Consider the following 14,143-nt stretch of genomic DNA (forward strand, 5'->3'; position numbering starts at 1 on the left):
CATATATGACTTGTGCGTGTTTTTTTGCATGCCGCCGGCCCTGTTTCAGTGCCGCGATGCCGAAAACAGGCCTTTTTCTGGAGAATTTCTTGCAGCAGTTGGGATTAATTGAAAAGACAGTCACTGGTCTGGGCTATGAGCTCGTTGATGTCGAACGTGCCGAGCGCGGGCTGCTGCGCGTCTTTATTGATTTCAGCGCCGCCGATGCCGCTGAAAAAGGTCCGATCACGGTCGAAGACTGTGCCACGGTGAGTCACCAGTTATCGCATGTGTTGACGGTAGAGAACGTTCCTTACGAGCGTCTTGAGATTTCTTCCCCGGGTCTCGATCGTCCGGTGCGCAAGCTGGAAGACTTTGTCCGTTTCGCAGGCCAGGAAATCATCGTCAAGCTGATGGTGGCGATGCCGGGTACGAACAACCGGAAATCGTTCCAGGGGATCTTGCAAGAACCCGTGGGCGATAAATTGTCGTTGGAATTTGAAGGTAAGGATGGTCCGGCGATGTTGGAGTTTACGCTCGCCGATGTGGATAAGGCACGCTTGGTGCCGCAGGTGGTTTTTAAGGGACGCAAAGCATGAGCCGCGAAGTTTTATTATTGGTTGACGCGCTGGCGCGCGAAAAAAACGTCGATAAAGATGTCGTCTTCGGCGCCCTCGAATTCGCGTTGGCGCAAGCCACGAAGAAACGGTATGAGGGTGAAGTAGACATCCGCGTTTCAATCGACCGCGAAACGGGCGAATTCGAATCGTTCCGCCGCTGGCACGTGGTGCCCGATGAAGCGGGCCTGCAATTGCCGGATCAGGAGATCCTGCATTTCGAGGCAAAAGAACAGATTCCCGATATCGAAGTCGATGACCACATCGAAGAACCGATCGAATCCGTCGAATTCGGCCGCCGTTTCGCCCAGGATACCAAACAGGTGGTCCTGCAGCGCGTGCGTGACGCCGAACGTGAACAGATCCTGGTCGATTTCCTGGAGCGCGGCGACTCGCTCGTCACCGGCACCATCAAGCGCATGGAACGCGGCGACGCCATCGTCGAATCGGGCAAGATCGAAGCGCGCCTGCCGCGCGACCAGATGATCCCGAAAGAGAATCTGCGTATCGGCGACCGTGTGCGTGCCTATATCTTGCGCATCGACCGCAACATGCGCGGCCCGCAAGTGATCCTGTCGCGCACCGCGCCGGAATTCATTATGAAGCTGTTCGAGCTGGAAGTGCCGGAAATCGAGCAAGGCATGCTGGAAATCAAATCCGCAGCCCGCGATGCCGGCGTGCGCGCCAAGATCGCCGTCTACACGGCCGACAAGCGCATCGACCCGATCGGTACCTGCGTCGGCATGCGCGGTTCGCGCGTGCAGGCCGTGACCGGCGAGCTCGGTGGCGAACGCGTCGACATCGTGCTGTGGTCGGAAGATCCGGCGCAGTTCGTCATCGGCGCCCTGGCGCCGGCGAACGTGTCGTCGATCATGGTTGACGAAGAGAAACACGCGATGGATGTCGTCGTCGATGAAGAAAACCTGGCAATCGCGATCGGCCGTTCCGGCCAGAACGTGCGCCTGGCCTCGGACCTGACCGGCTGGAAGATCAACATCATGACGGCCGAAGAATCGGCTGACAAAGCTGCCCAGGAAACGGCTGCCGTGCGCATCCTGTTCATGGAAAAGCTCGATGTCGACCAGGAAGTGGCCGATATTCTGGTGGAAGAAGGTTTCGCCAGTCTGGAAGAAATCGCTTACGTGCCAATTTCCGAAATGCTGGAAATCGAATCGTTTGACGAAGATACCGTCAATGAACTCCGTACCCGTGCGCGTGATGCGCTCGTGACCGAAGCGATTGCTTCGGAAGAGGGTCTGGAAGGCATGGACGAGGCGTTGGTGAATCTGGAAGGCATGGATCGCATCACCGCCGGCAAGCTGGGTCTGGCTGGTATCAAGACCGTTGAAGCATTTGCAGCACTGGCATACGACGAATTTGGCGCAATCCTGGCCTTGTCTGCGGACCGTGCGCGTGAACTGATTACAAGTGAATTTAAAGATGTGACCGACGATGAGATGAAGTTGGTTGACTCGAAATACGACGATCGTGCCAAGGCGTTGCAAGCCAAGGCATGGAGTCTGGCCGAATCCGCAAAGGCTTAATTTGAGTATCTTTATCATCTCCGCGACACATAGAAAAGAGGACTGAATGGCGAGTAACAACGTAGCCCAATTTGCCACCGAACTGAAGATGCCTGCAGATTTGCTGCTGACGCAGCTGCGTTCTGCCGGCGTCGAGAAAAGTTCGACGTCAGATCCATTGTCGAAAGATGATAAGGACAAGCTTTTGGATCATCTGCGCCGCACACACGGCGCAGCGGCTGACACAGAAAAGAAAAAAATCACCGTGACCCGCAAGGAAACGACTGAGATCAAGCAAGCAGACGCCACCGGCAAATCGCGCACGATCCAGGTGGAAGTGCGCAAGAAACGCACTTTCGTCCAGCGTGACGAAGCTGCGCCGGTCGCGGCAGAACCGGCCGCGCCTGCCGCACCGGTGATCGATCCCGCCGACGTGGCGCGCCGTGAAGAAGAAGCCCGTAAACAGGCTGAACTGATCGCCCGCCAGGAAGCCGATCTGCGCGAAAAGCAGGAACGTCTGGCCAAACTCGACGCGGAAAAAGAAGCCCAGGCGAAAGCCACGCAACAGGCTGAATTGGCTGCGAAGAAAGAAGCTGAAGCGGAAGCGAAGAAAGCGGCCGCCAAGGCTGCCGCCGCGCCTGCTGTCAGCGCTGCTGCGCCTGTCGTTGACGACGCCGCCGCCGAAGCGAAAAAAGCCGCCGCCGCCGAAGAAGCGAAGAAGAAAGCCGCCGCCGCCGCTGTTGCCGCCAAGGAAGCCGCCGATAAAGCGGAAGCCACCGAGCGCGCACGCAAGGCCGTTGCCGACGAAGTCGCCCAGATCAAGGCCATGATGAACGCGCCACGCCGCGCCATCAAGGCACCAGAACCCGTACCGGTTCCCGTCAAGCCGAAGGCGCCGGAAGGCACCCTGCACAAGCCTGCTGACAAGAAACCTGGCGACAAGCCGGGCGACAAGAAGCCTGCTGTCGCAGACAAGAAATCCATCAAGTCGGCCAATGTGTCGTCCACCTGGTCCGATGACGCGAAAAAACGCGGCACCACCGGTGGTCCTAAGCCACGCGGCAACAGCGGCCCAGGCGGCCGTGACAGCTGGCGCGGTGGCGCGAAGGGCCGTCGCCCGACGCACCATGACGACCGTGAATCGAACTTCCAGGCACCGACGGAAGCCGTCGTCAAGGACGTGCACGTACCGGAGACGATCACCGTGGCCGAACTGGCACACAAGATGTCCGTCAAGGCATCCGAAGTCATCAAGCATTTGATGAAACTGGGCCAGATGTGCACGATCAACCAGGTGCTGGACCAGGAAACCGCCATGATTCTGGTGGAAGAAATGGGCCACAAGGCGTTCGCCGCCGAACTGGACGATCCGGAAGCGCTGCTGGCCGACGTGGGCGAACACGCGCACTTCGAAACCAAGCCACGCGCACCGGTGGTCACCGTCATGGGTCACGTCGACCACGGCAAGACCTCGCTGCTCGATTACATCCGTCGCGCCAAGGTGGCATCCGGCGAAGCGGGCGGCATTACGCAGCACATCGGCGCTTACCACGTCGATACGCCACGCGGCATGATCACCTTCCTCGACACCCCGGGCCACGAAGCGTTTACCGCCATGCGTGCCCGTGGCGCCAAGGCAACCGACATCGTGATTCTGGTGGTGGCCGCCGACGATGGCGTGATGCCGCAAACGAAAGAAGCGATTGCCCATGCGAAAGCAGCTGGCGTACCGCTGGTGGTGGCGATCAACAAGGTCGACAAACCAGGCGGCAACGTTGACCGCGTGACGCAGGAACTGGTCGCCGAACAAGTCGTGCCGGAAGAATACGGTGGCGAATCGCCATTCGTGCCGGTCTCGGCCAAAACGGGCCAGGGTATCGACGACTTGCTGGAGCAAGTGCTGCTGCAAGCCGAAGTGCTGGAACTGACGGCGCCGGTCGATGCGCCAGCGCGCGGCCTGGTGGTCGAGGCGCGTCTGGACAAGGGTCGTGGTCCTGTCGCGACGATCCTGGTGCAGTCGGGTACCTTGCGCCGCGGCGACGTGATCTTGGCGGGCTCTTCGTATGGTCGCGTTCGCGCCATGCTGGACGAGAACGGCAAAGCCATCGCTGAAGCGGGTCCTTCGATTCCGGTCGAAATCCAGGGTCTGACGGAAGTGCCGGTCGCCGGTGAAGAAGTCGTCGTCATGGCTGACGAGCGCAAGGCGCGTGAAATCGGTCTGTTCCGTCAAGGCAAGTTCCGCGACGTGAAGCTGGCGAAACAGCAAGCCGCGAAACTGGAAAACATGTTCGACCAGATGGCCGAAGGCGAAGTGAAAAACTTGCCATTGATCATCAAGACCGACGTGCAAGGTTCGCAGGAAGCGCTGGTTGGCTCGCTGCAGAAACTGTCGACCTCCGAAGTGCGCGTACAAGTGGTTCATGCCGCTGTCGGCGGCATCACGGAATCGGACGTCAACCTGGCAGTCGCCTCGAAAGCGGTCATCATCGGCTTTAACGCCCGTGCTGATGCCCAGGCACGCAAGCTGGCCGAGTCGAATGGCGTGGACATTCGCTACTACAACATCATTTACGATGCGATCGACGAGATCAAATCGGCGTTGTCGGGCATGTTGGCACCAGAGAAACGCGAAACCGTCATCGGCCAGGTCGAGATCCGCCAGGTTATCCTGGTCTCGAAGGTTGGCGCGATTGCCGGCTGTCTGGTCACCGATGGCGTGGTCAAGCGTGCTTCCTCCGTCCGCCTGTTGCGCAACAACATCGTGGTGTGGAGCGGCGAGATCGACTCCCTGAAACGCTTCAAGGACGATGCGAAAGAAGTTCGCGCCGGTCTGGAGTGCGGCCTGTCGCTGAAGAACTACAACGACATTCAGGTTGGCGACACCCTGGAAGTGTTCGAAGTCCAGGAAATCGCTCGTACCCTGTAATCACAGAAGTAATGGCGCGGACATATCGTTGTCCGCGCAAACACGTGGGGCGCATTGGTCAACGGGCAACCGTTTGACCCATGCGCCCTGCGGCACTTAGGACAGCACTTATATCATGGCTAAACATAGCAAAACCATGCCGGCGCGCGGCTTGCGCGTGGCTGACCAGATCCAGCGCGATCTGGCCGAAATCATCGCCTACGAATTGAAGGACCCGCGCGTGGGCACGATGATCACCATCACCGAAGTACAGATCACCCCCGATTATGCGCACGCCAAGGTGTTTTTCACGATGTTGAAAGACAGCAAGGAAGCCATCAAGAACACCACCGAAGGCCTGATGGCCGCGGCTGGCTTCATCCGTGGCTTGCTGGGCAAGCGCCTGCACATCCACACCCTGCCGATGCTGCATTTCGTGCACGACAGCTCGACCTCGCGCGGCATGGAAATGTCCTTGCTGATCGACAAGGCCAACGCCACGCGCGCGGCCGACGCCGAGCCGGATGTCAAACCAGAAGCGGACGAGCAATAACAGTGGCGGGTCCGAAGAAACCGCCCGGCATCAAGCGGGTGCGCGACCTGGTCGACGGCGTCTTGCTGCTCGATAAGCCTGTGGGCTGGTCCAGCAACGATGCCCTGATCAAGGCCAAGCGCGTCCTGAACGCGAAAAAAGCGGGCCATACGGGTACCCTGGATCCGTTCGCCACGGGCTTGCTGCCGCTGTGCTTTGGCGAGGCGACCAAGTTCTCGCAGGACTTGCTGGAAGCCGACAAGACCTACGAAACCCTGGTGCACCTGGGGCAGACGACGGATACGGGCGACACGGAAGGCGCAGTGCTGGAAACGCGCGACGTGAATGTGACGCCGGAGCAGATCGAAGCCGTGCTGGCGCGGTTCCGCGGACCGATCCTGCAGACGCCGCCCATGTACTCGGCCTTGAAAAGGGACGGCAAGCCCTTATATGAGTATGCAAGGGCGGGCATCACCCTGGAGCGCGAAGCGCGCCCGGTGACCATCCACAAGCTCGAGTTCCTCGGCTACGAAGCCCCGTTCCTGAAATTGTCCGTGATGTGCAGCAAGGGCACGTATATCCGCGTGCTGGGCGAAGACATCGGCCATGCCCTCGGTTGTGGCGGCCATCTGAACGCCTTGCGCCGCACGCAGGTGGGCAGCCTGACCTTGGACGGCGTCGTCACCTTGGACGAGCTGACGGCGCATGCCGCGCCGCTGAGTCTGCTGGCGCCCGTCGATGCTCTGTTGTCGAGCTTCCCCGCCGTCCAGCTGACGGAAGAATTGGCCAAGCGTTTCCTGCACGGCCAGCGCATTGCGTTGGGCAAGGAAGACGTCGCCGTACCAAACGAGCCGGGCAGGGTGCGCGTGTATCACGACAGCAAGCTGCTGGGCACGGGCCAGTTGCAGGAATACAGCATCCTGGCGCCGGAACGCCTGATCGCGACTGCACACCAATAAGTCACAGCAACGTCATATTACCCAGCGACACTCTTCAAACAGTGTCGCTTTTTTAAACAATCCGTCCCCGACTGCGGGAGCCGCCAGCATTTTTAGATAGCGTTGCAACGCAACATGCTATACTACGCGGTTCCGGAAATAGATTAGCATTCGGGTATCTCGTACATCTTGTACGCACTCCGCAGTTTTTCAGTAACTACTACGACCATGTCAAATACAAAACGCGCAATTCGTAATATCGCCATTATCGCCCACGTTGACCACGGCAAAACCACGCTGGTGGATCAGCTGCTGCGCCAGTCCGGCACCTTCCGTGAAAACCAAGCGGTCGACACCCGAGTCATGGACTCGAACGACCTGGAAAAGGAGCGCGGCATTACGATTCTGTCGAAGAACTGCGCTGTTGAGTACGAAGGCACCCACATCAATATCGTCGACACCCCAGGCCACGCCGACTTCGGCGGCGAAGTGGAACGTGTTCTGTCGATGGTGGACTCGGTTCTGCTGCTGATCGATGCACAGGAAGGCCCGATGCCGCAAACCCGTTTCGTCACGCGCAAGGCGCTGGCACTGGGTCTGAAGCCTATCGTGATCGTCAACAAGATCGACCGTCCAGGCGCACGTCCGGACTGGGCCATCAACCAGACGTTCGAACTGTTCGACAAGCTGGGCGCAACCGACGAGCAACTGGATTTCCCTATCGTTTACGCTTCGGGCCTGAACGGCTATGCCGGCCTGACCGAAGACGTGCGCGGCGGCGACATGAAGCCGATGTTCGACGCCATCCTGGAACACGTTCCAGTACGTGACGACAATCCGGAAGGCCCGCTGCAAATGCAGATCACCTCGCTGGACTACTCGTCGTACGTGGGCAAGATCGGCATTGGCCGCGTCAACCGCGGTACCGTTAAAGTTGGTCAAGACGTGCTGGTCATCAATGGCCCAGGCGCAACCCCGATCAAGGGCCGCATCAACCAGGTGCTGAACTTCAAGGGCCTGGAGCGCGTGCTGGTGGACGAAGCCGTTGCCGGCGACATCTGCCTGATCAACGGTATCGACGAAATCGGCATCGGTTCGACCCTGTGCGCCGTGGACACGCCTGAAGCGCTGCCGATGCTGACCGTCGACGAGCCGACCCTGACGATGAACTTCATGGTCAACAACTCGCCACTGGCTGGCCGCGAAGGCAAGTTCGTGACCTCGCGCCAACTGCGTGACCGTCTGGAAAAAGAATTGAAAGCCAACGTTGCGCTGCGCGTGGCGCCGACCGACGACGACACGATCTTCGAAGTCTCGGGCCGCGGCGAGCTGCACCTGACGATCCTGATCGAAAACATGCGTCGCGAAGGCTTCGAGCTGGCCGTATCGCGTCCACGCGTGGTCTTCAAGATGGTCGATGGCGTGCGCCACGAGCCGTTTGAAAACCTGTCGGTTGACGTGGAAGAAGCCAACCAGGGCGGCGTCATGGAAGAACTGGGCCGTCGTCGCGGCGACCTGCAAAACATGGAATCGGATGGCAAGGGCCGCGTGCGTCTCGAGTATTTGATCCCGGCGCGTGGCCTGATCGGCTTCCAGGGCGAATTCATGACCCTGACCCGCGGCACCGGCCTGATGAGCCACGTGTTCCATGAATACGCACCGGTCGACAACACCCGTGGCGAAATGGCCGGCCGTCGTAACGGCGTGCTGATCTCGCAAGATGACGGCGCCGCCGTTGCCTACGCGATCTGGAAACTGCAAGACCGCGGCCGCATGTTCGTGTCGCACAATGACCCGGTCTACGAAGGCATGGTCATCGGTATCCACTCGCGCGACAACGACCTGGTCGTCAACCCGATCAAGGGCAAGCAGCTGACCAACGTGCGTTCGTCGGGTACCGACGAAGCGGTGCGCCTGGTGCCGCCAATTCAGATGTCGCTGGAATACGCGGTCGAATTCATCGAGGACGATGAACTGGTGGAAATCACGCCGAAATCGATCCGTCTGCGCAAGCGCTTCCTGAAAGAGCACGAGCGTAAAAAAGCGTCGCGTGAATCGTAATCTGTTGTAGAGCATGGCCTGCGGGCCATGCCGCGCTCAAGCCCGTTGCTCCGCCTTTCCGTCACCGGTGAGGCGCGCAGCGGGTTTGTCATTTGCAGCTCCTGTTTTTTTGTAGACACCATGACTTCCTCTTCTTTGCCTTCCCGCCGCCTGTCCGTCGCCCCGATGATGGACTGGACCGACCGCCATTGCCGCAAGTTCCACCGCGAAATCACGCGTCACACCTGGCTCTACACAGAGATGGTGACGACGGGCGCGCTCGTGTACGGCGACGTGGAGCGCCATCTGCGCTTCAACGAGGAAGAGCACCCGGTGGCCCTGCAGCTGGGCGGCAGCGATCCGGCAGACCTGGCCACCAGCGCGAAGTTGGGCCAGCAGTGGGGCTACGACGAGGTCAACCTGAACTGCGGCTGCCCGTCCGAGCGCGTGCAGAAAGGGGCGTTCGGCGCCTGCCTGATGGCCGAACCGCAACTGGTGGCGGACTGCGTGAAAGCCATGCGCGACGTGGTCGACATCGACGTCACCGTGAAACACCGCATCGGCATCGACGACAGCGAATCGTACGACTTCGTGCGCGACTTCGTCGGTACCGTGGCCGATGCCGGCTGCAAGACGTTTATCGTGCATGCGCGTAACGCCATCCTGAAAGGCCTGAGCCCGAAGGAAAACCGCGAAGTGCCGCCCCTGAAATACGATTACGCCTATCGTCTGAAGCGTGATTTTCCCCAGTTCGAGTTCATCATCAATGGCGGCATCAAGACCCTGGACGAGATCGACCTGCATTTGCAGCATCTGGACGGCGTGATGCTGGGCCGCGAGGCCTACCACAACCCCTACGTGATGGCGCAGTTCGACCAGCGCTACTACGGCGATGACGCGCCCGTGAAAACGCGCGAGCAGGTGCTCGAGGCGATGATTCCGTACATCAGCGCGCAGCTGGAGAAGGAAGCGGGGCGCTTGAAACTGAACAGCGTCACGCGCCACATGCTGGGCCTGATGCAAAACCTGCCCGGCGCGCGCGGCTTCCGCCAGACCCTGTCCGACTCGAAGAAGCTGGCCTCGGGCGACCCCCGCTTGCTGCTGGAAGCGGCGGCGCGCCTGTCGCTGCCTGCCTGATGAGCGGCGACTGCCACGGCCTTGCGCGCGTGATCGAAGGCTACTTGCTGGCCGTCGGCGCCCTGAAGGATGACGGCAGCTTGTTTCTTTGCGAGTACCTGGGACCCGTCGCGCCGCAGGCCTCGCTCGACGCGCTGTGCCGCGTGCTGCGGATCGCGCCGGAGGGCTTGTCCTTGCAGCCGCTCGAGAGCGTGGTGTGCCGCGGCATCGCCTGCACGCCACGCCAGTGGCTGCTGGAACGGTTTCGTCCCATGAGCGAGGCCGACCGCCAGCCGCTCGATGCGCGTTTATATGACGGTTTCGAGCGCGAACTGGCCGAACTGCTGCGCGGCGAGCCCCGCTGGTATCAACTGGTATTGTCCAGCCAGCGCAGCCTGGCCGGACAATTGGGCGCCATCTGGAGCGTCTTTGTCTTCGGCACAGAGTGCCACGCCTATGTGATGCATTGCAGCTGGGACAGCTGATCCAACTTGTCTATACCGGTGCCCCTGCGTACTGGTATTGTCCGTCCTCCCCCTTCCTCTGAGCACCTCTTCCAAAACGATGCAATATGGCTACGCCATGTGTTGTAAATGCGCTGTTTCGGCGCACGCCCGCACTGCGATGGGGCATTTCTAAGAGGCAAGAATCGGCGTTGTTGCCATTTCCCCGAAGAAAGTTAATCTGCCATTTATTCAGGTACTTATTGCTTGCTTTGAGGCAAAATTTACACCTATAATTGATTATAGACAAATATTTCTCATATGAATGTTTGATGTTGATCTCATATCATCAGTGTCAAAAATTCAGCGTGTGGAGCAAGTTTGCATTCGCAGTCACTGGCAGTTTCAGGACTGGCGAAGGACCAGGAAGTACCCCAGGCTGCGTGCGGCCGGATACCGCCAGCATACCAATGGGTAAGGGCGGATACCGGTGTACCGCAGCCTTCGTCTTGTCGTGCCGGGCAAAAATCCTTATCAATAGTTTCATTTACGAAGAGCCGAAATGAATTTAGCAAAAATGAAGGTTGGTACCCGCCTGGGCCTGGGTTTCGCCCTGGTACTGGTTCTGCTGGTGGCCGTGACCGTCCTCGGCATCGCGCGCATGGCGCAAATCCAGGAACGTCTCGATCACGTGATCAATGTCAACAACGTCGTCACCCGCCTGGTGATCGATATGCGTGGCAACGTCAGCGACCGCATCACCTCGCTGCGCATCCTCACCCTGATGACCGACGCGAGCGATATGGAGCCGGAAATGGCGCGTATCAAGACGCAGACCAGCACTTATCAGGAAACGCAGAAGAAGCTCGAGGAGAAATTCGCCATCGAGTCGACTGCCGAAGAAAAGACCCTGCTCGCTTCGATCAAGGAATACGAAGCGGCCGCCATGCCGGCCATCGCCAAGGCATCCGCACTGTGGATGGCCAACGATGCGGAAGGCGCCACGCGCGTGATGATCAAGGAAATCCGCCCGGTACAGAAAAAATGGATGGAAGCGCTGGAGCAGCTGGCCGTGCTGGAAGACAAGCTCAATGAACAGATGCAGTCGGATGCCCGCAAGGCCTTCGACAGCGCGCGCCTGTTCATGATCATCCTCGGCGTGCTGGCCGTGGCGATGGGCGTAGCGGCGGCACTGGTGATCACGCGCGGCCTGCTGAAGCAGCTGGGCGGCGAGCCGGACTACACGGCATCGATCGCCGGCAGCATCGCCAATGGCGACCTGTCGATCGGCATTCACACTCAGCCATCGGACAATTCCAGCCTGCTGGCGGAAATGAAGGAAATGCGCAACAGCCTGGTGGGCATCGTCGGCCAGGTGCGCGTCGGTACGGAAACCATCGGCACGGCATCGCGTGAAATTGCCGACGGCAATATCGACCTGTCGTCGCGCACGGAAATGCAGGCCAGCGCGCTGGAAAAAACGGCGTCCGCGATGGAAGAGCTGACCTCGACCGTGAAACAGAATGCGGACAATGCACGCGAAGCCAACAAGCTGGCCGCCACCGCATCGGACGTGGCCCTGAAGGGCGGCTCCGTGGTGTCGCAAGTGGTTGACACCATGAGCTCGATCAACGAGTCGGCCAAGAAAATCGTCGACATCATCGGCGTGATCGACGGCATCGCCTTCCAGACGAATATTCTGGCGCTGAACGCGGCCGTGGAAGCGGCGCGTGCCGGCGAACAAGGCCGCGGCTTTGCCGTGGTGGCGTCCGAAGTGCGCAACCTGGCCCAGCGCTCCGCTGGCGCCGCGAAGGAAATCAAGATCCTCATCGACGATTCGGCCGAGAAGACGGAACGCGGCACGCGTCTGGTGGGCCAGGCTGGCGTGACGATGGGCGAAGTGGTCGACAGCGTGCGCCGCGTTACCGACATCATGAGCGAGATCGCCAGCGCCAGCCAGGAACAGAGCGCCGGCATCGAACAGGTCAACCTGTCGATCATCGAGATGGATGGCATGACGCAGCAAAATGCGGCCCTGGTGGAGCAGGCGGCCGCCGCGGCGCAAAGCCTGCAGGACCAGGCGGCCGAACTGGCCCACGTCGTCAGCATCTTCAAATTGGTCGAGGGCGAAGAGAAGCCGGCGGCATATGTGCCGGCCCCCGTCGCCACCGCCACCGCCACCGCCCCCGTTGCCGTACGCAAGCCGGCGCCCGCATTGCGCCCGGTCAAGTCGCTGACCCGCAAGGTGGAAGCGGCCGCACCCGCGGCCGCCGCGGCGCCGCGCAAGGCGGCGGCGGCGAGCAGCAATGACGAATGGGAAGAGTTTTAAGCGCGGTCAACAGCGCACAGGAAATTGTAATTACCGTATCTGATAATCATGGGGAAGCACATGTTTGAGAATAAACGTTTGATGAGTGTTGCAGCAGCCTTGCTGGTGTCCGTTTCTTCCGCCGCCTTCGCGGCTGAGGTGCCGGCGTCGTTCGATGCCAAGAACTGCAAGGCCGACTATCCGAAAGCCTCGCTGATGAACGAAGAGCAGGGCACCGTCTCGATGTCCTTCCTGGTCAATGCCGACGGTAGCGTTGCCGATTCGAAAATCGAGAAGAGCAGCGGCTTCAAGAACCTGGACAAGGCCGCAATCAAGGCTTTGTCTGCATGCAAGTTCAAGCCGGGCACCAAGGATGGCGCCGCTGCGCAAACCTGGACCAAGGTCGATTACGCCTGGAAGCTGGACTGATCCACGCATTGCCGGGAGCCTGGCTCCCGCAATCGCCTGTCCGCTACGGGCGGCGCCTGCGAGGGTGCCGCCCGTATTGTTATGTGCGCCAGCCAACGGCGCTGTCGCCCCCGATTCTGTTACCCTCGAAACATACCTTCGGGATCTCTCACCACAAGAGGCTTATCATGCAGCGCATCCTGACACTTTCCTCCCTGGCGGCCACCGGCTTGCTGCTTTCCGCCTGCGCTACCCTGGGCACGCCTGTGGGCTTGCAGGCGGGGCAGACCGTCGCCGTCGTCAACAGCTTGAGCTGGGACAATCCGCTGACGGGCAAGCGCGACGGCGTGCGCACCAGCTGGCCTATCAAGGATGGCAAGATTGCCCCTGAATATTTCCCGCTGGCGCAATTGAAGCAATGCGAGGCCGGCGGCAAACCTTGCGCCTGGGGCGTGATGCGTGCGCAGCGCGGCGCGCCGACGCTGAGCTATGCGGACGGCGGCGTGGACCTGGCCGTGAGCGTGGCCATCGACGTGGCGCGGCGCCAGGATGCGCGCCAGGGCGAGATGCAGACGGCGATGGCGATACCGCAGGACGTGGCGGCACTGGTGGGCAAGCAGCGCGTGCAGCCCAGCTGGAAATTGAAGTATGGCAAGGTCGAGCAGGTCGAGCTCAATTATGGCGTGCGCTACCAGGTGTGCGTGCAGCGCTACGATGTGGCCGGCAAGGCCATCGACAGCTGCGACATTCCATTTATCTGAGGAAATATGCCGCGCGGGCCGCTTGTGGCGCCATTGCCACATTTCATGTTGCGGCGTGCGTCGGGGTGTAACAATCGGTAAAAGCGCAGCAAAGCACGGCGTAATTTCTTATAGTACTTAATTAAGGTAGTACACATTAGGAGAATTGCGATGAAAACCCTGTTGGCAGTAATCTCGCTGGCCGCCCTGGGTGGCTGCGCCGTGGCGCCGCCCGGGCCCGCGTATTACGGTTCGCGCGCGCCACAGGGGGCCTACAATCCCTATGAGTGGCATACGGTCTCGTCCGAGCCGGTGCAGCCGGGTCGCGTGATGAGCGCGCCGCGCGTGGAGTACACGAATGAACCCGTCTACGTGCAGCAGCAGCCGGTGTACGTGCAGCAGCCCGTGTATGTGCCGGCGCCCGTCTACGCACCGCAACAGTATTACTATAATCCGCCCGTATCGATCGGGCTCGATTTCGTGTTCGGCTTTGGACGCTACGGTGGACACCGCGGCGGCTGGGGCGGGCATGGACGTTACCATGGCCGCCGCTAGACGCGGGGCGTAGTCTTTCTGGCGTGAGAAAGCGCGCCG

Annotated in this window: 12 protein-coding genes; all 12 read left to right on the forward strand. The window is 60.3% G+C overall.

Annotation, left to right across the window (positions count from 1 at the left end; genetic code table 11):
- Positions 1-89: 89 nt before the first annotated feature.
- The 12 genes from rimP (at position 90) to AC0V2Y_RS09870 (ending at position 14,104) form a co-directional block, all read left to right on the forward strand.
- A complete protein-coding gene (rimP, locus tag AC0V2Y_RS09815; protein ID WP_035828693.1) occupies positions 90-578 on the forward strand; it encodes a ribosome maturation factor RimP in 489 nt (162 codons plus the stop codon).
- Positions 575-2,140 (forward strand): transcription termination factor NusA, encoded by a 1,566-nt coding sequence (gene nusA, locus AC0V2Y_RS09820; RefSeq protein WP_070222358.1) that lies wholly within the window; start codon positions 575-577, stop codon positions 2,138-2,140. Before rimP ends, nusA begins: the two co-directional genes overlap by 4 nt.
- A gap of 46 nt (positions 2,141-2,186) precedes the next feature.
- Positions 2,187-5,045 (forward strand): translation initiation factor IF-2, encoded by a 2,859-nt coding sequence (gene infB, locus AC0V2Y_RS09825; protein ID WP_475416402.1) that lies wholly within the window; start codon positions 2,187-2,189, stop codon positions 5,043-5,045.
- Positions 5,046-5,160: 115 nt separating this feature from the next.
- Positions 5,161-5,577: a 30S ribosome-binding factor RbfA gene (gene rbfA, locus AC0V2Y_RS09830; RefSeq protein ID WP_076569135.1), complete on the forward strand. Its 417-nt coding sequence runs from the start codon at positions 5,161-5,163 to the stop codon at positions 5,575-5,577.
- Between the two features lie 2 nt (positions 5,578-5,579).
- Positions 5,580-6,515: a tRNA pseudouridine(55) synthase TruB gene (truB, locus tag AC0V2Y_RS09835; protein ID WP_475416401.1), complete on the forward strand. Its 936-nt coding sequence runs from the start codon at positions 5,580-5,582 to the stop codon at positions 6,513-6,515.
- 207 nt (positions 6,516-6,722) lie between these two features.
- A complete protein-coding gene (gene typA, locus AC0V2Y_RS09840; RefSeq protein WP_475416400.1) occupies positions 6,723-8,555 on the forward strand; it encodes a translational GTPase TypA in 1,833 nt (610 codons plus the stop codon).
- Positions 8,556-8,675: 120 nt separating this feature from the next.
- Entirely contained in the window at positions 8,676-9,671 is a 996-nt protein-coding gene (gene dusA / locus AC0V2Y_RS09845) for a tRNA dihydrouridine(20/20a) synthase DusA (protein ID WP_092798209.1), read from the forward strand.
- A complete protein-coding gene (locus AC0V2Y_RS09850; protein ID WP_475416399.1) occupies positions 9,671-10,135 on the forward strand; it encodes a hypothetical protein in 465 nt (154 codons plus the stop codon). Before dusA ends, AC0V2Y_RS09850 begins: the two co-directional genes overlap by 1 nt.
- Positions 10,136-10,655: 520 nt before the next feature.
- The gene (locus tag AC0V2Y_RS09855; protein WP_475416398.1) at positions 10,656-12,422 is read left to right on the forward strand and encodes a methyl-accepting chemotaxis protein; all 1,767 of its coding nucleotides are present in this window, start codon (positions 10,656-10,658) and stop codon (positions 12,420-12,422) included.
- A 60-nt stretch (positions 12,423-12,482) separates the two neighbouring features.
- Positions 12,483-12,830, forward strand: a complete 348-nt coding sequence (locus tag AC0V2Y_RS09860; protein WP_230538705.1) for an energy transducer TonB — start codon at positions 12,483-12,485, stop codon at positions 12,828-12,830.
- Positions 12,831-12,997: 167 nt separating this feature from the next.
- A complete protein-coding gene (locus tag AC0V2Y_RS09865; protein WP_475416397.1) occupies positions 12,998-13,570 on the forward strand; it encodes a hypothetical protein in 573 nt (190 codons plus the stop codon).
- A 150-nt stretch (positions 13,571-13,720) separates the two neighbouring features.
- A complete protein-coding gene (locus tag AC0V2Y_RS09870; RefSeq protein ID WP_475416396.1) occupies positions 13,721-14,104 on the forward strand; it encodes a hypothetical protein in 384 nt (127 codons plus the stop codon).
- Positions 14,105-14,143 lie beyond the last annotated feature (39 nt).

Source organism: Janthinobacterium sp. BHSEK (assembly GCF_056174685.1).

What these genes read in the sequence shown, in the direction of transcription:
- nusA (WP_070222358.1), top strand. Translation starts at nt 575, where the DNA reads ATGAGCCGCGAAGTTTTATTATTGGTTGACGCGCTGGCGCGCGAAAAA.
- infB (WP_475416402.1), top strand. Translation starts at nt 2,187, where the DNA reads ATGGCGAGTAACAACGTAGCCCAATTTGCCACCGAACTGAAGATGCCT.
- rbfA (WP_076569135.1), top strand. Translation starts at nt 5,161, where the DNA reads ATGGCTAAACATAGCAAAACCATGCCGGCGCGCGGCTTGCGCGTGGCT.
- typA (WP_475416400.1), top strand. Translation starts at nt 6,723, where the DNA reads ATGTCAAATACAAAACGCGCAATTCGTAATATCGCCATTATCGCCCAC.
- dusA (WP_092798209.1), top strand. Translation starts at nt 8,676, where the DNA reads ATGACTTCCTCTTCTTTGCCTTCCCGCCGCCTGTCCGTCGCCCCGATG.
- AC0V2Y_RS09850 (WP_475416399.1), top strand. Translation starts at nt 9,671, where the DNA reads ATGAGCGGCGACTGCCACGGCCTTGCGCGCGTGATCGAAGGCTACTTG.
- AC0V2Y_RS09855 (WP_475416398.1), top strand. Translation starts at nt 10,656, where the DNA reads ATGAATTTAGCAAAAATGAAGGTTGGTACCCGCCTGGGCCTGGGTTTC.
- AC0V2Y_RS09860 (WP_230538705.1), top strand. Translation starts at nt 12,483, where the DNA reads ATGTTTGAGAATAAACGTTTGATGAGTGTTGCAGCAGCCTTGCTGGTG.
- AC0V2Y_RS09865 (WP_475416397.1), top strand. Translation starts at nt 12,998, where the DNA reads ATGCAGCGCATCCTGACACTTTCCTCCCTGGCGGCCACCGGCTTGCTG.
- AC0V2Y_RS09870 (WP_475416396.1), top strand. Translation starts at nt 13,721, where the DNA reads ATGAAAACCCTGTTGGCAGTAATCTCGCTGGCCGCCCTGGGTGGCTGC.